Annotated in this window: 15 protein-coding genes and 1 pseudogene; 13 read left to right on the forward strand and 3 right to left on the reverse strand. The window is 42.6% G+C overall.

Annotation, left to right across the window (positions count from 1 at the left end):
- Positions 1–24: 24 nt before the first annotated feature.
- From speG to yegS, 12 genes and pseudogenes are all read left to right on the forward strand, one after another.
- On the forward strand, positions 25–612 hold the full coding sequence (gene speG, locus PR809_RS08430; protein ID WP_102139822.1) for a spermidine N1-acetyltransferase: 588 nt from the start codon (positions 25–27) through the stop codon (positions 610–612).
- Positions 613–666: 54 nt separating this feature from the next.
- Positions 667–2,736, forward strand: coding sequence for a polyphosphate kinase 1 (gene ppk1 / locus PR809_RS08435; RefSeq protein WP_102139821.1), 2,070 nt, complete (start codon positions 667–669; stop codon positions 2,734–2,736).
- Between the two features lie 4 nt (positions 2,737–2,740).
- Positions 2,741–4,270: an exopolyphosphatase gene (locus PR809_RS08440; RefSeq protein WP_206276769.1), complete on the forward strand. Its 1,530-nt coding sequence runs from the start codon at positions 2,741–2,743 to the stop codon at positions 4,268–4,270.
- 360 nt (positions 4,271–4,630) lie between these two features.
- Positions 4,631–5,917 (forward strand): annotated as a pseudogene (gene mgtE / locus PR809_RS08445) (magnesium transporter); the annotation flags it as partial.
- A gap of 585 nt (positions 5,918–6,502) precedes the next feature.
- Positions 6,503–7,855, forward strand: coding sequence for an MFS transporter (locus PR809_RS08450; RefSeq protein WP_102139818.1), 1,353 nt, complete (start codon positions 6,503–6,505; stop codon positions 7,853–7,855).
- A gap of 248 nt (positions 7,856–8,103) precedes the next feature.
- Positions 8,104–9,348, forward strand: a complete 1,245-nt coding sequence (locus PR809_RS08455) for an MdtA/MuxA family multidrug efflux RND transporter periplasmic adaptor subunit (RefSeq protein WP_102139817.1) — start codon at positions 8,104–8,106, stop codon at positions 9,346–9,348.
- Positions 9,348–12,470, forward strand: a complete 3,123-nt coding sequence (locus PR809_RS08460) for an MdtB/MuxB family multidrug efflux RND transporter permease subunit (RefSeq protein WP_206276861.1) — start codon at positions 9,348–9,350, stop codon at positions 12,468–12,470. Before PR809_RS08455 ends, PR809_RS08460 begins: the two co-directional genes overlap by 1 nt.
- Positions 12,470–15,571, forward strand: a complete 3,102-nt coding sequence (mdtC, locus tag PR809_RS08465) for a multidrug efflux RND transporter permease subunit MdtC (RefSeq protein WP_206276860.1) — start codon at positions 12,470–12,472, stop codon at positions 15,569–15,571. Before PR809_RS08460 ends, mdtC begins: the two co-directional genes overlap by 1 nt.
- Positions 15,561–16,949 (forward strand): two-component system sensor histidine kinase BaeS, encoded by a 1,389-nt coding sequence (gene baeS / locus PR809_RS08470; RefSeq protein WP_206276859.1) that lies wholly within the window; start codon positions 15,561–15,563, stop codon positions 16,947–16,949. The genes mdtC and baeS overlap by 11 nt, the downstream gene beginning before the upstream one ends.
- Positions 16,946–17,659 carry a two-component system response regulator BaeR gene (gene baeR / locus PR809_RS08475; protein WP_206276858.1) on the forward strand — a complete coding sequence of 238 codons (714 nt, stop codon included), beginning with the start codon at positions 16,946–16,948 and terminating at the stop codon, positions 17,657–17,659. The genes baeS and baeR overlap by 4 nt, the downstream gene beginning before the upstream one ends.
- Before the next feature lie 128 nt (positions 17,660–17,787).
- A complete protein-coding gene (gene trhP, locus PR809_RS08480; RefSeq protein ID WP_166264767.1) occupies positions 17,788–19,173 on the forward strand; it encodes a prephenate-dependent tRNA uridine(34) hydroxylase TrhP in 1,386 nt (461 codons plus the stop codon).
- Positions 19,174–19,634: 461 nt separating this feature from the next.
- The gene (gene yegS, locus PR809_RS08485) at positions 19,635–20,534 is read left to right on the forward strand and encodes a lipid kinase YegS (RefSeq protein ID WP_102139811.1); all 900 of its coding nucleotides are present in this window, start codon (positions 19,635–19,637) and stop codon (positions 20,532–20,534) included.
- A 46-nt stretch (positions 20,535–20,580) separates the two neighbouring features.
- Here yegS and thiD read toward each other — a convergent pair whose 3' ends face one another.
- From thiD to PR809_RS08500, 3 genes are all read right to left on the reverse strand, one after another.
- Positions 20,581–21,378, reverse strand: coding sequence for a bifunctional hydroxymethylpyrimidine kinase/phosphomethylpyrimidine kinase (gene thiD, locus PR809_RS08490; RefSeq protein WP_102139810.1), 798 nt, complete (start codon positions 21,376–21,378; stop codon positions 20,581–20,583).
- 191 nt (positions 21,379–21,569) lie between these two features.
- A complete protein-coding gene (locus PR809_RS08495; protein WP_206276857.1) occupies positions 21,570–22,436 on the reverse strand; it encodes a YjjW family glycine radical enzyme activase in 867 nt (288 codons plus the stop codon).
- Positions 22,408–23,964, reverse strand: coding sequence for a YjjI family glycine radical enzyme (locus PR809_RS08500; protein ID WP_206276856.1), 1,557 nt, complete (start codon positions 23,962–23,964; stop codon positions 22,408–22,410). Before PR809_RS08500 ends, PR809_RS08495 begins: the two co-directional genes overlap by 29 nt.
- Positions 23,965–24,627: 663 nt before the next feature.
- On the opposite strand from PR809_RS08500, the gene pagP reads away from it, so the two are divergent.
- Positions 24,628–25,203, forward strand: coding sequence for a lipid IV(A) palmitoyltransferase PagP (gene pagP, locus PR809_RS08505; RefSeq protein ID WP_102139807.1), 576 nt, complete (start codon positions 24,628–24,630; stop codon positions 25,201–25,203).
- Positions 25,204–25,259 lie beyond the last annotated feature (56 nt).

A 25,259-nucleotide genomic window follows, 5' to 3' on the forward strand; every position in this document is an offset into this window, starting at 1 on the left:
TCCTAACTAAATAGAGGTATTTTTATGACTACCGGGCAAGTTCATCCGTTTAGGTTGCGCCCACTTGAACGTGAAGATTTAGCATTTATTCACCAGCTTGATAATAATGCCAGTGTTATGCGTTATTGGTTTGAAGAACCTTACGAAGCTTTTGTTGAATTAAGCGATCTTTACGATAAACATATTCATGACCAGTCGGAACGCCGCTTTATTGTAGAAAATGATAGCGAGAAAGTTGGCCTAGTCGAATTGGTAGAAATTGATTATATTCACCGACGCTCTGAATTTCAGATTATCATTGCACCAAGCCATCAAGGTCATGGCTATGCGAGTCGCGCTGCAAAATTAGCAATGGACTACGCGTTTTCCGTACTAAACTTATATAAACTTTATCTTATTGTTGATAAAGAAAATGTCAAAGCTATCCATATTTATAATAAACTAGGCTTCCATACTGAAGGCGAACTGATCGACGAATTCTTTGTTAATGGTCGTTATCATACTGCTATCCGTATGTGTATTTTTCAGCAGCAGTATTTTACGATGAAACAACAACTTGCAAACCCAGAAAGTGTTATTACCCAAGATAAAGCAATTAAACAACACATTTAGCTAACTGACTGGTATCATAGCCATAAAGTAACAAGAGTCTAATACGGAGTTAGAATGTCCCAAGAACGTCTCTATCATGAAAAAGAGTTAAGCTGGCTGTCTTTTAACGAACGTGTTTTACAAGAAGCAGCCGACAAGCGTAACCCTCTTATTGAACGAATGCGTTTTTTGGGAATTTATTCCAATAACCTAGACGAATTTTATAAAGTCCGCTTCGCCGACGTCAAACGCCGTATTTTAATTAATGAAGAACGGGGTTCGGCAAGCGGTGCTCGCCACTTGCTAAAGAGAATTCAGTCAAGAGTCGCCAAACAAGAACAAGAGTTCGACATTCTCTATAATGACTTACTATTGGAAATGGCGCGTAATCAAATATTCTTGATTAACGAACGCCAAATTTCTCCACGCCAGCAGATTTGGTTACGTCAATATTTCCGGCAGAATCTGCGTCAGCATATTACGCCAATATTAATTAACCCTGATACCAATCTCGTTGAATTTCTAAAAGATGACTACACTTATCTTGCCGTTGAAATCATCAATGGTAACCAAATTCAATATGCGCTATTGGAAATTCCATCCGATAAAGTACCTCGGTTTGTTAACCTACCGCCTGAAATGCCAAAGCGTCGCAAATCAATGATTTTAATTGACAATATCCTTCGTTATACACTGGATGAAATTTTCAAAGGCTTCTTTGATTACGATAAGCTCAATGCCTATTCGATGAAAATGACGCGTGATGCAGAGTACGACATCGCAACAGAGATGGAATCGAGCTTACTTGAGATAATGTCATCCACATTAAAACAGCGTTTAACCGCTGAGCCTGTCCGTTTTGTCTATCAACGTGATATGCCTGACGAAATGGTTGCTCTTTTACGTGAAAAACTGGGGTTATCCAGTGATGACTCCGTGATTGCTGGCGGTCGCTATCACAATTTTAAAGATTTTATTAACTTCCCGAACGAGGGAAATAAAAACTTATTAAACAAGCCATTGCCAAGGCTGCGTCATCGTTGGTTTGATAATTTCCGTAACGGTTTCGATGCCATTCGTGAACGTGATGTGCTGTTGTATTATCCCTACTATACCTTTGAACATACTTTAGAATTATTGCGCCAAGCGTCTTTTGACCCGAATGTATTGTCGATTAAAATTAATATTTACCGTGTCGCGAAAGACTCACGTATTATCGATTCCGTTATCCATGCCGCCCATAATGGAAAAAAAGTCACGGTGGTCGTTGAGTTACAAGCGCGGTTTGATGAAGCCGCCAATATTCATTGGGCTAAACGGTTAACTGAGGCGGGCGTGCATGTTATTTTTTCTGCGCCTGGGCTTAAAATCCATGCGAAATTGTTTATTATCTCACGCATGGAAGAAGGCCAAATCGTTCGCTATGCCCATATTGGTACGGGTAATTTTAACGAAAAAACTGCTCGGCTTTATACCGATTACTCCCTACTTACTGCAAATGAGCTGATCACCAACGAAGTTCGTCGGGTATTTAGCTTTATTGAGAACCCTTACCGCCCAGTGACTTTCGATAATTTAATGGTGTCTCCACAAAATACACGGATCCGTTTAATGGCCTTAATTGACCAAGAAATCGAGAATGCGCTCGCTGAACGGCCCAGTGGCATCACATTAAAAATCAACAACTTAGTCGACAAAGAGTTAACTGACAAACTGTATGATGCCTCCAATGCGGGTGTCAAAATTCGTTTGTTAGTCAGGGGGATGTGCTCTTTAGTGGCGGGTCAAGCTGGCTACAGTGAAAATATTCAAGTAACCAGTATTGTTGACCGCTTCCTTGAGCATGACCGTGTCTATGTTTTCACCAATGCGGGTGACGAAAAAGTCTTTATTTCCTCCGCTGACTGGATGACGCGCAATATTGACTACCGCATTGAAGTTGCCGTTAGCTTAGTCGACCCACATTTGAAACAGCGGGTGTTGGATATTTTAGAGCTGCAATTTAGCGATACCGTAAAAGCACGTTATGTTGACAAAGATTTAAGTAATCATTATGTTCCACGCGGAAACAAACGAAAAATCCAAGCCCAGCTTGCTGTGTATGATTATTTAAAATCAATCGAAACACCTGATACAAGAGCTTAAAAATATGCCAATAACCGACGCCTCAACACCGAGACCACAAGAAATTGCGGCTATAGATTTAGGCTCCAACAGTTTTCATATGGTCATTGCCCGTATTGTTAACGGTGCATTGCAAGTTCTCACCCGTTTAAAAAAACGTGTTCACCTAGCGGATGGCCTGAGTGACACGAATGAATTAAGTGAAGAAGCCATGGAGCGTGGGCTTGCCTGCCTCGCGTTGTTTGCCGAACGGTTGCAAGGTTTTTCCCCTGAAAATGTGTGTATTGTTGGCACCCATTCATTACGTGTCGCAACCAATGTAAAACTGTTTTTACAACGCGCTAAAGAAATCATGCCCTATCCTATTGAAATCATTTCAGGCCAAGAAGAAGCTCGATTGATTTTTATGGGCGTTGAACATACCCAACCCGAGAAAGGTCGCAAATTAGTACTTGATATCGGTGGAGGTTCAACTGAGTTAGTCATTGGTGAAAAGTTTGAACCGCTTTTGATTGAAAGCCGCCGAATGGGCTGTGTGAGCTTTGCTCGCACTTACTTCCCAAATGAAGAAATTAACCCTGAGTTTTTTAATCGAGCCTACCTAGGGGCTTGCTTAAAGCTAGAAAGCACCGCGATTTTATTTAAGAAACAAACTTGGGATGTGGCGATGGGCGCCTCTGGCACCATCAAAGCTGCCCATAGTGTGATACAAGAATTAGGCTATAAAGACGGTATTATCACCCGTGAACGCCTTATCGAAATCAAGCAAATGGCGTTGAAATATAAGTCATTTAGCGCACTAAATATACTCGGTCTCTCTAATGAACGTAAACACGTATTTGTTCCAGGTTTAGCCATTTTACTTGCCGTATTTGATTCCTTAGAAATTAAAGAGTTACGTTTATCTGATGGTGCATTGCGTGAAGGTGTTTTATATGAAATGGAAGGCCGCTTTCGCCACCAAGATATCCGTCAGCGTACTGCATTAAGCCTTGCTGAGCACTATAATATCGATAGGGAGCAAGCTAAACGCGTATTAAAAACGATGGAAGAGCTCTATTTCCAGTGGGGGCAACAAAACCCTAAGCAGCTCAATCCACAATTGGAATCCATTTTAATATGGGCGGTTATGCTTCATGAAGTCGGGTTAAGTATTAATCATAGTGGCATGCACCGCCATTCTGCTTATATATTGCAAAATACCAACTTACCGGGTTTTAACCAAGAACAGCAGTTATTACTGGCAACATTGGTGCGAAACCATCGAAGGGCTATCAAGTATGACGATATCCCTAAATTTAATTTATTTAAAAGAAAACAATTTATGCCGCTTATTCAAATTTTGCGGCTAGCCATTTTGTTAAATAATCAACGCCAATCTACAACAATCCCTTCTTCGTTACGGATAGAAACGGATGATGGGCACTGGACTCTTTATTTACCATCTGAATATCTCGCGCAAAATGCATTGATGTTATTAGATTTAGAAAAGGAAAGTGGCTATTGGGAAGATGTTCCCGGTTGGTCGTTAACTATTTGTGCAGAAAATGAGTAATTTGCGGCCATTATTGTAGTGATTTGTTCTTATTATTCATCTTTGATGACTTGAAAATCACCGCTTATTTGACTCAACTATTTGATATATTATTTAAATAGGCGACAATAATGATAATAAATTTCGTCCGCTCGCAGGCGAATTCATAAAAAGCGCTTTTGCGCTGCTATTGCTTTAAGGATTAAAATGTCACAATCTGCTTTCTCAACCGATGCGTTGCCAACAGTCAACCCGCATTCACAAAAACTGGCACATATTCGCCAGCAAATCCTGACGCTATTTTTAGACGACGAAGAGTTCGTCCATGCGCTTGTTGAAAATGACCAACACGTCAGTATTGATGACAAAGCAATTAGTGAAAAAATTAGTCTTGTAAAAGAATTGCTACTTGATTTACACACTGCGGATATCGCCGATATCTTAGAAATGCTCCCTTATGATGAGCGTCTTGCGTTATGGCGTCTTGTTGATAACAACGAACGTGGTGAAGTGTTAGTTGAGGCTTCCGTTTCTGTTTGGGATAGCCTAATCAAGGATATGTCTGACAGAGAGCTATTGCGCGCAGTTGCTAGCTTACATGTCGACGAACAAGCCTATATTGCTGAGCATTTACCCCGTGACACCATGCGTCGGCTCCTTACCTACTTAGAACCTAGCCTACGTAGCCGCATTCGCGAAGTTTTACAATATGCGAAAGATAGCGTCGGCCAAATGATGGATTTTGAATTCGTCACCGTACGCCCAAATGTAACGTTAAAGACAGTTCAACGTTATTTACGCCAACGTGGCAAGGTTCCAGAAGCGACCGATAAAATTTTCGTTGTCGATAACAATAATTATCTACAAGGTGAATTGCCACTAACCACTATTTTAACGCAATCCCCTGAAAAAATAGTCGCTGACGTTATGAAAACCGACACTGTGACCTTCTTACCGGATGAAAAAGGCGAAGATGCAGCGAGTGCGTTCGAACGTTATGACTTAATTTCTGCGGCTGTTGTCGATAACAGCGGCCTACTAATGGGCCGCCTGACGGTTGAAGATATCGTTGATAATATTAGTGAAGAAAACGATAACAGCATTCGTCGTATGGGGGGGTTAAGCCCTGAAGAAGACGTTTTCGCCCCTGTCGGCCAAGCCGTTAAAACCCGTTGGACATGGTTAGCCATTAACTTATGTACCGCCTTTGTCGCTTCACGTGTGATTGGCGTTTTTGAAGATACGATTTCCCAATTAGTTGCCCTTGCCACATTAATGCCTATTGTTGCAGGAATTGGCGGTAATACGGGGAACCAGACCATTACCATGATTGTTCGTGCCATTGCCCTGCACCAAATACAAAACAACAGTTTCTCTTTCTTAATGTTAAGGGAGCTTGGTGTCGCCTTTATTAATGGGGTTGTTTGGGGAGGAATAATGGGTGTGGTCACCTATTTCCTGTATGGCGATATCGCTATGGGCGCAGTCATGACATTAGCGATGATCTTAAACTTGTTAATGGCCGCGATTATGGGGGTGCTGATCCCACTCATTATGCTGAAAATGGGCAAGGACCCTGCTATCGGTTCTAGCGTGATGATCACCGCTATCACAGATACAGGCGGTTTCTTTATTTTCCTTGGTTTAGCCACTCTTTTCCTCGTTTAAATTTGCTTTGCACGCGTCCTGTATCCCTGCTGGGCGCGTGCGATTTACAAAACACTCCCTCCAACAATAAAACCCAGCTAAAAAACCAAAATTCCACAAACAGCCATTTCATTTATCTGCTAATTAAATGCTTTTATAGTTATTTAGTTTATCTTGATTAATAAAATTAATTATAATAGAAAATAATTAGGTAATATTTACTTACTATAATTCAGTAAGAATTTATTAAATTAAATATTATTAACACTATAACTGGCTAATTTAAATATACGATATTCTGCAAAATTAATATTATTAACATCATATAAGGTTATTTATCGTCACACCAAATCAATAACCTAACAAAAGCAAACTAACTGGAATGTTGAGCTTGTTTTTGGGGTTGAGGTTTACAGAATATAGAATTTCCTGCTATAAATATACACATGCAAAAAAGATACTGTGTATTAAACTAAGTTATACCCACCCAACGTTTTATACCTCTTATCTGCACCAATAAAAATGATTAGCTCATTATTATGAGCCAATGCTTATTATTTTGAATTTATGCAATTTAGTATTTCAGGTAGTTAGAAGGAAACTATAATGACACCGCAAACCGCCAGCCAGCCCTCTGCGAGGCCTTTGGGCAAAGAAGACTATAAAACATTAGGCTTGTCCTCTTTAGGGGGAACTCTTGAGTTTTACGACTTCGTTATCTTTGTTTTTTACGCAAAAATTATTTCCCAGCTATTTTTCCCAGGGGATAACGAATTTCTCGCACTAATGGCAACACTGGGTCTATTTGCAGCAGGTTACCTTGCCCGCCCTCTTGGTGGCATTATTATGGCTCACTTCGGGGATAAAATTGGCCGCAAGAAAATGTTTACCCTCAGTATTTTCTTAATGGCATTTCCAACATTTGTTATTGGTTTCTTACCTACTTTTGAAACCATTGGTGCTGCCGCGCCATTATTACTGCTGTTAATGCGCATTATGCAAGGTGCCGCGATTGGTGGTGAAATGCCAGGTGCCTGGGTATTCATTGCAGAACATACACCAAAACAACGCTATGGCTTAGGGGTTGGTACACTGACTTCTGGGATCACTGGTGGTATTTTATTAGGCTCTATCGTCGCCATTATTATTGAGCGTTCTTATAGCACAACTGAAATTCATGATTTTGCATGGCGTATTCCATTTATTCTTGGTGGTATTTTTGGGTTTATTTCTGTGTATTTACGTCGCTTTTTACAAGAAACTCCGATATTCAAAGAACTGGCAGCCAAAAAAGCCTTATCACAAGAGTTACCAGTCAAAACCGTCATTAAATCTCATAAACAAGCTTGTATGATCACCGCTGCACTGACGTGGTCATTATCAACCGCCATCGTTGTGACCATTTTGATGACACCTGATGTTGTGTTAAAAGGGATCTATAACATTGACCGTAATATTGCATTGCAAGCCAACTGTGCAGCGACTTTAACCTTAACATTAGGCTGTATCTTCTGGGGTTGGTTAGGCGATAAAACTGGCACACGTACCTCAATGACTTTATCGTGGGGTGGATTAGCCGTAACCGCAATTTACTTCTATTCGTCATTATCCACTGATATTGCTGCAAGTACGTTGATTTTCAACTATGGTTTGATGGGCTTCTTTGTTGGTGCGATTGCAACCACACCGATTATCAGTACCCGCGCATTTCCACCTGAAATTCGCTACTCTGGCCTGTCATTCGCTTACAATGTGGCTTATGCAATTTTTGGTGGTTTAACACCAATATTGACCGGAGCTTGGTTGCAGCAGTCTCACATGGCACCGGCTTATTATGTCGCTGGCGTCTCATTATTAGCGGTTGCTGTGGCCTTTATCCCATTATCTTGGAAGGGGTGGACCGTCAATTCTGAGCCTTCAAACGAAAAATCTGCAGTCCTAAACACTTCTAGTCTATAAAATCTATTGCACCCTATTTATTAGGGTGCAAATCTATTTCATAAAAAAGTTAATTTCGCCTACTCCCACCTTTACAAGCGCAGAAGCCGATAAGTACAGAAATTGACACTTATTCATATTTCCTCCATTTTTCTTTGTACCTATCACGTTAAACTACTAATATGTCTAACTGACTCTTTTTTGTTAGTTTTTTAGTATACAGCCTGACGGATCTCATCCACTTTTTTGAGTTAAGCGAATTACCCAAAATGAATAAACAAAAACAACGTAAACCTTTTATTCGCTCTGCCATTTTTATTGCCATTATTGCGGCAGCTGGCGCTTCTTGGTATTTTTATCATCAAGAAAAACAATCAGATACACAATCTACTGATGCGGTAGCAAAACCGAATTCACAGCGAAGCGCAATGGGCCGCCCACCACGTGTTTTAGCTCCTGTGCAGTTTGCCGTGGCTGAACAAAAAGTTGTTCCTCGCTTTTTATCAGGTTTAGGCACAGTACAGGCTGCAAATGTTGTCACAGTAACCAGCCGTGTTGAAGGCCAGTTAATGCAGCTGTATTTTACCGAGGGGCAACACGTCAATAAGGGAGATTTATTGGCACAAATTGACCCTCGCCCATTTGAAGTTCAGCTATCACAAGCGGAAGGCCAATTGGCTAAAGACAAAGCAACATTAGCGAATGCACAATTAGATTTAGTTCGTTATCAAAAGCTTGCTGGTACTAAAGTGATTTCGCAACAAGAGCTAGATAACCAAAAAGCGGCGGTCTTACAGGCTCAAGGCAGTATTAAAGTCGACCAAGCAGCCGTCGACAACGCCAAACTTCAGTTAACCTACAGTAAAATTACCGCTCCAATTTCAGGGCGTGTTGGTTTAAAACAAGTGGATGTCGGAAACTTTATCTCTGCGGGAACCTCAACCCCTCTTGTTGTTATCACGCAAACTCAACCTGCAGATGTCCTTTTTGCGTTACCTGAAGGCGATATTCCCGCAATCCAACAGGCCCAATCCTCTGGTGAGAAAGTGTTGATTGAAGCTTGGGACAGAAACAATATCGCGCTAATCGCAAGTGGTGAGCTACTCAGTACTGATAACCAAATTGATGCCGCGACAGGCACGCTGAAAATAAAAGCGCGCTTTACTAATGAAGAAGAAAAACTTTTTCCAAATCAATTTGTTAACGTAAAAATGCAAGTTGAAACGCTACAAAATGCTGTGGTGATCCCAACAGCAGCACTGCAAATGGGTAATGAAGGCCATTATGTCTGGATATTAAGTGATGATAATAAAGTCAGCAAACACAATGTAACCGTGGGTATGCAAGACAGCCAGCAAGTGGTTATTGAAAGCGGACTTGCTGCAAATACCAAAGTCATCACCGATGGTGTTGATAAACTCACCGATGGCACAACGGTTGAAGTCGTTACCCCTGAAAGCATTGCCAAAAAAGAGCCTCGCAAAGGTAAACCGAATAGCGCGGAGAAAGCGTAATGCAGCCTGAAATGTTAAAAGGCGGTGGGCCTTCTCGTTTATTTATTTTGCGCCCTGTAGCTACCACATTATTCATGGTGGCTATATTACTTGCAGGGATCATCGGCTATCGCTTCTTACCTGTTTCAGCCCTGCCCGAAGTCGATTACCCGACAATTCAAGTTGTTACCCTTTACCCGGGAGCCAGCCCCGATGTGATGACCTCTGCGGTGACTGCGCCATTGGAAACCCAGTTTGGGCAAATGTCGGGTCTTAAACAGATGTCATCGCAAAGCTCAGGGGGAGCATCAGTTATCACATTAATGTTCCAATTAACGTTACCTCTAGAGGTTGCGGAACAAGAAGTTCAAGCTGCGATTAACTCCGCCAGTAGCTTACTGCCTTCTGATTTACCTTATCCTCCGATTTATAATAAGGTTAACCCTGCTGACCCGCCTGTTCTCACCTTAGCGGTTACCTCTGATGCAATGCCGTTAACGCAGGTACAGGATATTATTGAAACGCGAATTGCCCAGAAAATATCCCAAGTTAATGGGGTAGGCTTAGTCACCTTAGCGGGTGGCCAGCGACCTGCTGTTCGCGTGAATTTAAACCCACAAGCCATGGCAGCCAAAGGGCTGGATAGCGAAACGATCCGCCTTGCCATTAACAATGCGAACGTCAACTCCGCCAAAGGGAGTTTCGATGGCCCAACGCGGGCGGTTACACTTTCTGCTAACGACCAAATGAAGTCACTTGAGGACTATCGTCAGCTTATTGTGGCCTTCCAAAATGGTGCACCTGTACGTTTAGGTGATATCGCAACGATTGCACAAGGGGCTGAAAATGCCTATTTAGGGGCATGGGCGAATAATGAACAAGCGATTGTGATCAATGTTCAGCGGCAGCCCGGCGCTAACGTGATTGAAACCACCGATACCATTCGTTCGCTGTTACCTGAATTAATTGAAAGTTTACCTAAATCGGTTAATGTCGATATTTTAACTGATAGAACCAGTACCATTCGAGCGTCCGTTAATGATGTACAGTTTGAGTTAATGTTAGCTATTGCCCTCGTGGTGATGGTGATTTACTTGTTTTTACGCAATGGAATTGCCACCTTAATACCAGGCATTGCCGTACCACTGTCGCTCGTTGGTACTTTTGCTGTGATGTACTTTTGTGGTTTTTCTGTCAACAACCTCACGCTAATGGCTTTAACCATCGCCACCGGTTTTGTGGTCGATGATGCGATAGTGGTGATTGAAAATATTTCCCGCTACTTAGAGCAAGGCGATAAACCACTGGTCGCTGCACTCAAAGGGGCAGGTGAAATCGGGTTTACCATTATCTCCCTCACCTTTTCTTTGGTTGCGGTGTTAATTCCTCTGTTATTTATGGGGGATATTGTCGGTCGGTTATTCCGCGAATTTGCCATTACCTTGGCTGTGGCTATTTTGATCTCCGCTGTCGTCTCTTTGACGTTAACCCCAATGATGTGCGCCCGTTTATTAAAACCGGAGTCACAACATAAACATAACCGTTTTGAACTAGCGTGTGAGCGCTTTTTTGACCGTATGGTTGCTGGATACGCTATTTGGTTAAAGCGTATTCTTAATCACCAATGGTTAACCCTTTCTGTGGCGCTTGGCACCATGGTACTGACTGTTTTGCTGTATATGTGGATCCCAAAAGGGTTTTTCCCGTTGCAAGACAGTGGAATTATTCAAGGCTCAATTGAAAGCCGTCAATCCATTTCTTTTGATGCCATGGCTCAGAAGCAGCAAGAAGTCGCGTCAAAGCTATTAGCAGATCCTGCGGTCGACAATGTCACCACCTATGTGGGGGTTGATGGGAATAACCCAACATTAAACAATGCACGCTTGCAAATTACCTTAAAGCCCCTTGATCAGCGTGAAGATAGAGTGGTGGCGATTATTGATCGTCTACAACAATCCGTGGATAACATTGCAGGGGTGAATTTATATCTGCAACCCATGCAAGATCTCACCATCGATACGCAAGTTGCACGAACGCAGTATCAATTCACTTTACAAGCCGGTTCACTAGAGGAATTAACCACTTGGGTTCCACGCTTGTTAGACGCCCTAGAACAACAACCTGAACTCACTGATGTCAGTAGTGATTGGCAAAATAAAGGGTTAGTTGCTTATGTGAATGTAAACCGCGATACAGCAAGCCGTTTTGGTATCACGATGTCAGCCATTGATAACGCTTTATATAATGCATTTGGGCAGCGAATGATTTCGACTATCTATACGCAGTCAAATCAATATCGTGTGATATTAGAACATGACACACAAACCCGTGATGGTATGGATGCGCTGAATGATATCCGTCTAAAAGGCACTGATGGAGCCATTGTGCCACTGAGCACTTTAGTGAATATTCAAGAAGGTAATGGGCCATTAGCCATTAATCACCTCGACCAATTCCCCGCTGTGACATTCTCGTTTAATGTGGCGGATGGCGCTTCGCTTGAGTCAGCCGTCAATGCCGTGAAATTGGCCGAATCACAAATTGCTATGCCAAAATCCATTACCACGCAATTCCAAGGGGCGACTTTAGCCTTTGAAGCGGCATTAAGCAGCACTATTTGGTTAATTGCAGCTGCGATTGTGGCGATGTATATCGTATTGGGCATTTTATATGAAAGTTTCATTCACCCGATTACTATTTTGTCTACCCTACCGACAGCCGGGGTTGGCGCACTACTCGCTTTAATGATGGCAGGGAAAGATCTTGATGTTATTGCGGTCATCGGCATCATCTTATTAATTGGTATCGTGAAAAAGAATGCCATTATGATGATTGACTTTGCCCTTGCGGCAGAGCGTGAACAGGGAATGTCCCCTTATGATGCCATCTACCAAGCATGCTTGCTGCGTTTTCGCCCAATTTTAATGACCACCATGGCGGCATTGCTGGGTGCTTTACCATTAATGCTAAGTACCGGTGTCGGTGCAGAATTACGCCAACCATTAGGAATTTGTATGGTTGGCGGCTTAATTATGAGCCAAATCCTCACTTTATTTACCACACCGGTTATTTACTTATTGTTCGACCGTCTTTCTCATTACTTTAAAGACCGTCGCCAAGCGAAGAAGGCACAGGTGTCATAATGAAGCGCTTCTTTGCTCTGTTTATTAGCCGCCCGGTAGCAACCACGCTTATTAGCGTCGCGATTACCTTGTGTGGTGCCCTGAGTTTTCTGTTTTTACCGGTTTCTCCGTTGCCTCAAGTGGATTACCCTGTGATTAACGTGACAGCGTCACTTCCTGGGGCATCACCCGAAACCATGGCCTCCTCCGTAGCGACGCCGCTTGAACGCTCTTTAGGCAGTATTGCGGGTATTAGTGAAATGACCTCAAGCAGTGCGCTTGGTCGAACCACCATTACCCTTGAATTTAATCTCGACAAAGACATTAATAACGCGGCACGTGAAGTGCAAGCTGCGATTAATGCCGCACAAAACCTGCTGCCCAGCGGAATGCCAAGCCGCCCACGTTATTACAAGTCAAACCCGTCTGATGCGCCAATTATGATTTTGACCATGACCTCAGACACCCTGAATACTGGTGAGATTTATGATATTGCTTCGACGCGTTTAGCCCAACGAATTGCCCAAATTGAAGGGGTTAGTGAAGTTTCAGTTGGTGGCGGCTCGCTCCCTGCCGTGCGGGTTGAACTCAACCCAACTGCCCTATTTAATCAAGGGGTTTCCCTTGATGCCGTGCGCTCAGCCATCAGTAGTGCTAACGTTCGCCAACCGCAAGGCTATATCAATGATGACGAAAAACGTTATCAAGTACAGACTAATGATGAGTTAAAAAAAGCGGCAGATTATCGGCCGATTATTGTTCATTATAGTCAAGGCAATGCTGTAAAGCTCAGCGATGTCGCCAATGTTAAAGATTCCATTGAAAACGTACGCGCTGCCGGGATGGCAGACGGTAAACCGGCTATTTTGATTGTCATTCGCCGCGAAGCGGGTGCCAATATCATTGAAACAGTGAATCGAATTCGTGCTGAGTTACCTGAATTCAATGACATGATCCCTGCCGCTATTGATTTAAAAGTGGCACAAGACAGAACACCGACCATCCGCGCGTCTCTAGCCGAAGTGGAACGTGCTCTACTAATTGCCGTTGCCTTGGTGATCCTCGTGGTACTGCTGTTCTTACGTTCAGGTCGCGCTACTTTGATCCCTGCCGTTGCTGTCCCTGTCTCATTGATTGGGACTTTTACGGCCATGTATTTATGTGGCTTTAGTTTAAATAACTTGTCATTGATGGCATTAACGGTTGCGACGGGTTTTGTGGTTGATGATGCCATTGTCGTATTAGAAAATATCTCGCGTCATATCGAAAATGGTAAAAAACCGTTTATTGCGGCGGTTAAAGGCGTGCATGAAGTCGGCTTTACCGTCGTTTCCATGAGTATTTCCTTAGTGGCTGTTTTTATTCCGCTACTGCTTATGGATGGACTGGTCGGCCGTTTATTCCGCGAATTTGCCATTACCCTTGCAACCGCTATCGGTATTTCTTTGGTGATCTCATTAACGCTCACCCCTATGATGTGTGCTTACTTACTGAAGAAACGCCCTCACAACGTCAAAGCCAAGCATCGTGGGTTTGGCCGTGTGTTATTGCGTTTGCAAGAAAGTTATGGCGTTGCTTTAAAATGGGTGCTTGGACATCGCCGTAGTGTTCTCGCGGTGCTATTTGCCACAATCGGCTTAAACGTTTACCTGTATGTCACCGTTCCAAAAACGTTCTTCCCTGAACAAGACACTGGCCGAGTGCTGGGCTTTGTTCGCGCAGACCAAAGCATTTCATTCCAGTCGATGAAAGAGAAAATGACCCGTTTTATGCAGCAAGTTAAAGCCGACCCAGCGACAGATAATGTCACCGGCTTTACTGGCGGTAGTCGGGTAAATAGCGGTTTTATGTATATTTCATTAAAGCCACTGAGTGAACGCACGGAAAGCTCAGCTGAAGTCATTAATCGATTACGCGCGAAATTAGCCAATGAACCGGGGGCTAACCTGTTTATGATGCCGGTGCAAGATATTCGAGTTGGTGGCCGACAAGCCAATGCCAGCTACCAGTTTACCCTGCTTTCAGATGAGCTTTCTGCATTACGTGACTGGGAACCTGCTATCCGTAAAGCACTTGGCGAATTACCACAGCTGACCGATGTGAACTCCGATAAGGAAGACAAAGGCGCAGAAATGGCGATCACCTACGACAGGGACTTAATGGCCCAATTAGGTATTGATGTTCGTGAAGCCAACAGCTTGCTCAACAATGCATTTGGTCAGCGCCAAGTTTCCACTATTTATGAAGCAATGAACCAATATAAAGTGGTGATGGAAGTTGCCCCTGAATATACGCAAGATGTCAGCTCCCTCGATAAGATGTTTGTGATCAATAAAGATGGTGAAGCGATCCCTCTGTCTTATTTTGCGCGTTGGCAGCCTGCCAATGCCCCATTAAGCGTGAATCACCAAGGGCTATCAGCGTCATCCACTATTGCGTTTAATGTCGCAGACGGTTATACCTTAAATGATGCCATTGTCGAAATTGAAAAAACCATGACCGCACTTGGCGTGCCATCAACAGTAAGAGGCTCTTTTGCAGGAACGGCACAGATATTCCAAGAAACCTTACAATCACAATTGTTTTTAATCTTAGCCGCCATCGTGACTGTTTATTTAGTACTGGGCATATTGTATGAAAGTTATATTCATCCACTGACTATTTTATCAACCCTCCCTTCTGCAGGAGTCGGTGCATTACTAGCCCTTGAACTATTCGACACTCCATTTAGTTTAATCGCCTTAATTGGCATCATGCTATTAATTGGGATCGTCAAGAAGAACGCCATTATTATGGTGGATTTCGCTATTCAAGCACAAAGAACGGCGGGTTTAACGGCCCAAGAAGCCATTTTCCGTGCCTGTTTATTACGTTTTCGCCCGATTGTAATGACGACACTCGCGGCCATTTTTGGTGCGCTACCGTTAATGCTAGGTAGTGGTGATGGTGCGGAATTACGCCAGCCCCTCGGGATCACGATTGTCGGTGGCTTAATAATGAGCCAATTACTGACCTTATTTACCACTCCTGTTGTGTATTTAAGTTTTGATAGCTTGAGACAACGTTGGCTGCGAAAAAAATCATTAACGCAGAAAATCGCGGAGAATAACCATGAAGCTTAGGTTGAATAGTGTAAGCACTCGGCTTTTTTTGGCTATTTTTGCAACATGCTTATTGCTAGTGCTGATTATGCACCAAGGCGTACGCATGAGCTTTCAACACGGCTTTATTGATTATATAAAGGAAAATGACCAACAGCGTGTTGAGCTGGTTTCTTCCGCCCTTGCGGAACAGTATGAAGAGATGGGCAATTGGGGTTTTCTAATTGGTAATGAACGCATTTTCTTTCGCATTTTGCGCTCAGTAGAGCACCAACAACACCGTGGCCCTATGCGCCAGCGTTGGCGAACAATTTTTTGGGTTTATGATATACAGGACAAGCTGATTTTCGGACAAGACACGCCTTTACCTAGCAAAGTACTCCGTGAACCTATTATTACCAGCAAGGGAGATACCGTCGGCTGGCTTGTTGCCAGTTATGAAACGGGGATTAGCAGCGCCCTTGACCGCCGTTTTGATACCAAACAGATGTACACTAGCTGGATCATCGCTGGGCTGTCTTTATTTGTGGCTCTGGTTGCCACATTGTTCCTTGCCCGTAGTTTTTTAAAACCCATCAAACGGTTACTCGAAGGCACTAACCGGCTCGCCAATGGTGACTTTGCTACGCGGGTTCCTGAATCTGGCCGCGATGAGCTTGGGCAACTGGCTAAAGATTTTAACCATCTGGCCTCGACCCTTGAAAAAAACGAACAAATGCGGCGTGATTATATGGCGGATATTTCCCATGAACTCCGCACGCCGTTGTCAGTTCTACGAGGCGAATTAGAAGCGGTGCAAGATGGCGTTCGGCAAGCCACTCCCGAAACAATTAATTCCCTACTCAATGAAACCCAAACTTTAATTAAGCTGGTTAATGACCTCCACCAGCTCTCGTTATCGGATAGAGGCTCATTGGTCTACCGTATGCAACTTACCGATATCATTCCTTTAATTGAAATGGCAATAGGCCAAGCTCGCTGGCGGTTAGAAGACCAACAACTTTCGGTTGAACGGCAATTTATTGCGCAAGGCTACGTATTTGCAGACCCTGACCGCATCACCCAGTTGTTCTATAATTTAATGGAAAACAGCTTACGCTATACCGATCCACACGGTAAAATTGCCATCCAAGTCACACAAGACCAACACCAGCTCAATATAATTTGGCAAGATAGCGCCCCAGGGCTTACTGCTGAGCAATGCCAACATTTATTTGAGCGTTTTTACCGCGCTGAAGGCTCTCGTAATCGTGCCAGTGGCGGCTCCGGTTTAGGTCTGGCCATTTGCTATAATATTGTTGAGGCTCATCATGGTACAATTTCCGCGACACCGTCATCATTAGGTGGTGTCAAAATTACCATTAATTTACCGATTCAATTAAAAGATAAAGGGTTATGATCATGGCTGAACAGAGCAATATCCCTATTTTGGTTGTGGAAGATGAACCCAAATTAGGCCAACTGCTGTTTGACTATTTACACGCTGCAAACTATCAACCCACATTAATTGCGCGTGGTGATGAAGTTATCGACTATGTTAAACAACATCAACCCGCACTTATTTTATTAGATTTAATGTTACCCGGTATGGACGGCATATCCGTGTGCCGTGAACTGCGAAAATTTAGTGATGTTCCCATTATTATGGTGACAGCAAAAACTGAAGAAATTGATCGCTTATTAGGGTTAGAAATTGGGGCTGATGACTATATTTGTAAACCCTTTAGCCCGCGAGAAGTTGTGGCTCGTGTCAAAACCATTTTACGTCGTTGCCAGCCAAACATGGCAGCGCACAACAGCCAAACGAATAACGATAACCAAACCAAACTGATTATTGATGAAAATGCTTTTCAAGTACGCTATGGCTCACAGTTACTTGAACTGACACCCGCTGAATTTCGGTTACTCAAATTTATGTCTGACAATGCGGGTATGGTGTTTTCCCGTGACCAGTTACTGGATATCTTATATGACGACCACCGCGTAGTCACTGACCGTACCATTGATAGCCACGTCAAAAATTTACGCCGTAAATTAGAATCTCTCGATAACGAAAAAACCTTTATTCGCTCAATATATGGTCTTGGCTACCGTTGGGATGAATATTAACTAACCAATAGACATACTATTTTTGTGGGATATTTGGTTTTTTTATCAAATAGGCGTAAAATCCACATCCCTTAAAAACACTCTCTCATAAGAGTGAGTGCTGACTTGATATCAGATAGAGAATAACCATGTTTACACCAGAGCTTTTGTCCCCTGCCGGTTCTTTAAAAAACATGCGCTACGCTTTTGCGTATGGCGCAGATGCCGTTTATGCAGGCCAACCCCGTTACAGCTTACGCGTACGCAATAACGAATTTAATCACGAAAACTTAGCTAAAGGCATTCAAGAAGCCCATGAGCTGGGTAAAAAGTTTTATGTGGTCGTGAATATTGCTCCCCATAATGCGAAATTAAAAACCTTCATTCGTGATTTAACCCCCGTCATTGAAATGGGCCCAGATGCACTGATTATGTCTGATCCTGGCCTTATTATGATGGTTCGTGAAGCGTTTCCTGAGATGGATATTCATTTATCTGTACAGGCGAATGCCGTTAACTGGGCATCCGTGAAGTTCTGGAAACAAATGGGCTTAACACGGGTAATTTTATCCCGCGAATTATCCCTCGAAGAAATTGCTGAAATTCGCCAACAAGTTCCTGAAATTGAACTTGAAGTTTTTGTCCATGGCGCCCTTTGTATGGCCTATTCAGGCCGTTGTTTACTTTCTGGTTACATTAATAAACGCGACCCAAATCAAGGGACTTGCACCAATGCTTGCCGTTGGGAATACAACGTACAAGAAGGTAAAGAAGATGATGTGGGTAACATTGTCCATGTGCATGAACCTATCCCTGTACAAAATGTGGCGCCAACCCTAGGTGCGGGTGCGCCAACAGATAAAGTCTTTATGATAGAAGAAGCCAAACGTCCAGGTGAATATATGACTGCCTTTGAAGATGAACACGGCACGTATATCATGAATTCGAAGGATTTACGCGCAATTGAGCACGTTGAAAACCTAACAAAAATGGGCGTTCACTCATTAAAAATTGAAGGCCGTACAAAATCGTTTTATTACTGTGCTCGTACTGCACAAGTCTATAGACGTGCAATTGACGATGCTGTTGCAGGAAAACCCTTTGACCCAACGTTGCTATCCACCTTAGAAGGTTTAGCACACCGTGGTTACACTGAAGGTTTCTTACGTCGCCACACCCATGATGCCTACCAAACTTATGAATATGGCTATTCGGTTTCTGAGACTCAACAATTTGTGGGTGAATTTACAGGGAAACGTGTTAATGGTATGGCTGAAGTTGATGTAAAAAACAAATTTAGCGTTGGTGACAGCCTAGAAATGATGACCCCTGCAGGGAATATTGTCTTTACCTTAGACGCCTTAACAAACCGCAAAGGCGAAGCAATTGATGTTGCACCTGGTAACGGCCATGTGGTTTATCTCCCTATCCCTGAAGATGTCGATGTTAACTTTGGTTTGTTGATCCGTAACCTAGCAGGCACAACGACCCGAGCTCCTCATCAAACTCAGGCAGAAAAACAAATTGCTGGCTGATCACCACGCCTTTATTGTTAAATAATCTGCTAACTAAAAGCCAAAACTTCATCGTTTAATACTTTGATATTTTGGCTTTTTTTTACCTATAAAATGATATTATTTTTACTTTATATGCTTTTTCTTATATGAGAATTATTCGCGTTATTGACATTTTCATTAAAAAATGCACCGAATATCCAATTTTATGCAACAGATCACATCAATTGGTTATTCAATATCGTATAGTCACTCTCGAAAATGAAGAACTAGAAAGTCATAAAATAAGACTAGGAACCACCTCCTTGGCTGGCTCAATCTCCCTTGAGCTAGCCATTTCTTTTATCTGCGATTTGCATTTCATTTCTCTTACCAACGCTTTTTCTGCAAAAAAACAAAAAAAGCGCATCCCTATTTTGTTAATCCATTTATACTCATTTTAACGAATATTGACGTGCGTTAAGCCGAATGGATGGGTATTTATGAATCAATATAAGTCAGCTATGATTATCCTTAATGGTAAGCAAGCAAATCACGTTGAGCTGCGAAAAGCCATTACTCACTTGCGTAAAGAAGGCCATCAAATTCAAGTCCGTATTCCTTGGGAGATGGATGATACGTATTATTTTATTTCTCAGGCGATAAAACACGGTATTGATACCATCATTGCGGCTGGAGGTGACGGTACTGTAAATGCCGTTGCCAGTACTTTAATGAAGTTCCCTAGCGAGTCTCGCCCTATTTTAGGTATTCTTCCGATGGGCACGGCAAATGACTTCGCCACCAGCGCAAATATTCCAATAGATATTGAAGCGGCCTTAGCACTCTCATTAAAAGGGAAATCCGTCCCCATTGATATTGCACAAGTCAATGAACAGTATTACTTCCTCAATATGGCCACTGGCGGCTTTGGGACGCGTATTACCACTGAAACACCTGAAGCACTAAAATCGGCATTAGGCGGTGCAGCTTATGTGATAAACGGCTTACTGCGCCCTGACACGCTGAAAACAGATATTTGCCATATTGAGGGGGAAAACTTTAGTTGGGAGGGTGAAACGTTAGTCATCGCGGTTGGAAATGGCCGCCAAGCGGGCGGAGGGCAACAACTGACACCGCAAGCACTCATTAATGATGGCACACTAAACTTACTGATTATTCCTGCAAGGGATGTCATACCGGCATTTTTATCGAATTTATTTTCAACCGATAAAAACGAGCACTTGGTCGAAAAGCCATTATCATGGATAAAAATTTCATCACCTCACGATATGATCTTAAACCTAGATGGCGAGCCATTATCGGGAGACACCTTTACCTTCACTGTGCAGCCAAATGCCATTCAGTGTCGGTTACCTCCCCAATGTAACTTATTGGCTTAAAACACGTCGTGAAAGCCCTTGTATCAGGGCTTTCAGTCTTTAAAGGCTACCACCATGCGTGGAAGTGATGAACCGGGCCAATCCCCTTCCCGACTTCTAAGCTATCCGCTTGTTCCAAAGCAGCTTGTAAATAAGCTTTCGCCTGTGTTACAGCGTCTTGCCAATCTGCACAACGAGGGCGCAATGCAGCCAAAGCCGCTGACAAAGTACACCCTGTCCCATGAGTGTTTTTAGTTTTTATGCGAATAGAGGTAAAGCGCCATTCACCCTCTGGCGTGATTAGCCAATCGGGGCTTTCAGCATCACTTAGGTGCCCGCCTTTCATCAATACCGCTTGGCAACCTTTTTCAAGTAATTTATACCCCTGGCTCAACATTTGGCTTTCCGTTTGTGCGACTTTTTCATCTAACAATACCGCTGCCTCAGGTAGGTTCGGTGTAATAATCGAAACAAGGGGTAATAGTTGTTGGCGTAGCGCATCAACTGCATCCGGTAATAATAACGGGTCACCACTTTTAGCCACCATTACCGTATCCAATACTACATACGGAATTGGATACTGTTTCAACGCATTCGCCACTACCGCGATATTACTTTGGTTAAATAACATGCCGATTTTTGCGCTATCAATTCGCACATCACTGAGGACTGAGTCTAATTGTGCCGCCACAAATTCAGGAGGTAAGTCTTGGACAGATTGCACGCCTTGGGTATTTTGAGCCACCAATGCCGTCATCACACTCGTACCATAAGCCTCTAATGCAGAGAAAGTTTTTAAATCCGCCTGAATACCCGCCCCACCCGATGGGTCTGTTCCGGCGATAGTTAACGCATTGATCCTCATGAGTGACTCCCCTTTTCAGCTAAAGCAATTGAATAGATTGATAAGCGAGGTTTACTGAAATCATTTTAAATCAAACAATAAAACCGCATTGATTGTCTCATAACATTTAACAAATACCAGCGGTTAGTGAATGAATTTTAATGAATTAGATAAAAAGAGGGAATATCTCACCTAGGAAAAATTAGCATGGCTTATAAGTACACATTAGGCAAATGAATGTTACCCACACCTCGCGATTGTAACTGTTGAGCAAATGCCTCCACTTCCGTTTGGGTTGCCACAGGCCAGTTAGCGGCTTCATTTTTAACCCCATGTTGCTGGAAGGCGTTAATTTTTATCCGTGTGTTTTCAGGGAGTTTATTTAAAAAATCAGCAAGTTTATCAATATGTTCTTGGTAATCTGTTTGCTGAGGAATATACAATAAACGCAATTCATATAATTTCCCCGCTTGGGCCAGAAATTGAACCGATTGAAAAACACGTTGGTTATCTTTTCCTGTTAATCTTAATGCGCACTCATCACCCCATGATTTTAAGTCAATCATCACGCCATCAGTATACTCAATCACTTTATTCCACCCTGCAGAAGCAAGGTGTCCATTACTGTCAATAAAGCAGGTTAAATGCTTGAGTTCCGGTGCCGCTTTAATCGCTTTAAACAATTCAATAATAAAGGGTAATTGTGTTGTTGCCTCTCCGCCACTGACGGTTACACCATTCAGGAAAGCAACATTTTTCTTTAAGTCATTGAGGGCATCATTAACACTTAATGATACGGTCATCGGGCTTGAATTCTTAGTGCACGTCTGCAAACAAGTATCACAGAGCTGGCAAGCATCGCTATCCCATACCACCTTGCCATCAACAAACGATAACCCATTGTGAGGACAGGTTAAAACACAGTCCCCACAATGGTCGCAGAGCGACATGGTATATGGATTATGGCAATTCAGACAACGTAAGTTGCAACCTTGCAAAAAAATAACATGTCGATTACCCGGCCCATCTACGCAGGAAAAAGGAATAACCTTATTCAGCGTAGCGCATCGATTGCTCATTGCTGATGACTCGCTGCTGACGGGCTGTAATTTTACAGTTCTTAGTCGCCTCTTCACCTAACCAGGTAGTATTGCTTCTAGAACCTTGCTCTTTATATTTCTCTATATCTGATAAACGCACCATATAGCCCGTAACGCGAACTAAATCATTACTTGCCACATTTGCAGTAAACTCACGCATTCCACAACTAAACGCCCCTTTACACAATTGCATTAGAGCTTGCGGGTTCTGCTTAATCGTCTCGTCGATGGTTAAAATGTCACTGATCCCAGACAAATAGTGTTTGTGATGGGGAGCTACCGCTTGAATGTGTGACACCGGGTCTGGCTCTTCACCGTATGGAATACGAGCCCCCGGTGTTGTCCCGATATCCGAGCTGATCCCTGATTGAGCATGGAGCATCGCTCTGCCTTTATAGCCATACTTAACGGGGGTCGTTTCAACAAAGTCAGCTAGCTGCTCGCTGATTTGATAAGACAATGGCAAGGCCGGTGAATTTGCCTGATACTGGCCTTTCATTCCGTCTTTTTCCATCAGGATGTTCACAGCTTCTGCTAAACCGTAAATACCAAACATAGGGGCAAAACGTTCAGGCTCAATTAACCCTTCTTGCACAAGAAAGCTGGTTTGGAAGAAATTAGACTCCTCAAATAAAAATGCGCTACGTGTTTCAATGAGTTCCATTTGTAACTCACAATATTTTTTCAATTGCACATTTAAAAAATCGGCTGAATTTTGACTGCGTAATGCAACTTCACGTAAATTAATACGAACTAAAGTACTTCCCCCACCCGCAACGGGCAACGCATTATAACAACTGACAATACCGTAACCTTGTTCATCAAATGCCGCACTATGAATGATATCATTTGCAATATGCGGTTTACTGCATTCACAAATGCTTTCAATCGCTTGTAAGAAAAGTGACTCCGGTGTGCGCTGTGGATGATAAACAAATGTCAGATTAGGTGCGACTTGTTTCAGTTCCGCATCAATGCGTAAAATCAAGCGGCAAATAACGTTGTCATCCGGGCCAATATTGGCATGCATGAAGGCATCGGGCAGTGTTCGGTCTAACTGGATCCAAAACCTTTTTAACTTTGGATACAGCTGTTCTTCTGTCAACTCCCCCACATATGGCATGAGAAGTTTATCTAAATACCCTAAAAATACTGGGAAATTGGTTACCGACGGCACATGATGATACAAAATCATCAGATGATTAAGTGCGTCATCAAAATCCTCTGCGGGGGCTAATTCTAAGTATGCCGAACCTTGTTTGAGGTATTTTACGTAGTCAGGCAATACATAACGTGGCTTATACGGAGCATTTCCTTCATACATATCACAAATAACACGTTCACCTAACGCATCAGCAAGGGGCTGGCTCATTGCAAGATATGGAATATGGCTATCTGCCTCTGCCGCTAAAAAATTGGCTTTTTGTTTTGGTGATAATATTTTGTCTGTGGCGATAGCCAAGCATTTAGCTTGGTACTCAGTCAGTGGTTCTTGGCGTTTCATCATGGTGACGTTCCTTTTTTAGTTAGAAGCCAAGGTAATTCACAGCAATATATATGCCATAAACCTTTAAAGACTAGCTCCTAGCCGTGTTGACATACCGCAGCTTATACCTGCCGCCTATGTGATCCATTTCATCTCATTGAGACAAGTCATTATTTGATGTGCGTCATACTTTTTGGATTTGTTTGCACGCTATTTTTCATAAATGTCTGCTCTATCAACATGACTAGTCGCAATCACCTAGATAATAAAAAATATCTTTCTATTACATAACGTTAACTACAAAAATAATGAATGGCACTTTATTTTTCTTATTCTTTTAAAAATCCCTCTCGTCTTCTCTCATCGAAAAATCGTCTTATCCAACCTGAAAATGAAGCACCTCGTCTATTATCAGCTACTTTAGGAGTATTAGCCTATTCAGCAACTAATTTGATACGTTATTATTTAATCAGATAATCGGTTATCTCACATAAAAACAGGCAAAATTAAACGGTTCTAATATGACCGACCAGTTATTATCCTTAATTATGTAATAAATACTGTTATATTATATGTATCTTAATTAAAATAATTTCGCTCAAAATTATAATAATAATGCTAATCTGATAATCATTAGCGAGCTAACCATCATTTTTATATCTGCGATACAGAACTGGATTTACAATGAGAGTTTATAAAAACATACAGTTGGCCGTAGGTGCATCGTTACTCATGAGCACCTCAATCTGCATATCATCGCCTGCCATTGCTCAAGAGCAATCGGAAAATTTATGGGATAAATTTAAAGGCAATGTCAGTACCACGTGGGACTCAGACAAATATGAGCTATACATTCCCGCGGTGACTTGGCACAACCGTGCAATGTACGACAAGAAAAAAACGGATGAATATAATGAGCGCCCTTGGGGTCTGGGCTTTGGTAAATATCGTTATGATGAAGATAATGACTGGCATGCTATCTATGCAATGGCATTCAAAGATTCACATAATGATTGGGAGCCAATTGCTGGTTATGCATTCCAAAAAATGTGGATCCCGGGAGATATTGATGGTTTCCGTATGGGAGCAGGCTTCACTCTGAGCGTCACTGCCCGTAAGGATATGTATTATATTCCGATCCCTGCACCACTCCCTCTGGTATCAGTGGAATATGATAGACTTTCACTGCAAGCCACTTACATTCCGGGGACTTATAATAACGGCAACGTATTATTCGCTTGGTTACGTTGGCAATGGTGACCTAGCCATCTCATGGCTATATAAAATTTCATGGCTGTATAAAAAGGCCGGTGGGA

Origin of the sequence: Providencia sp. PROV201 (assembly GCF_028479545.1) — a bacterium.
Lineage (GTDB): Bacteria > Pseudomonadota > Gammaproteobacteria > Enterobacterales > Enterobacteriaceae > Providencia > Providencia huaxiensis.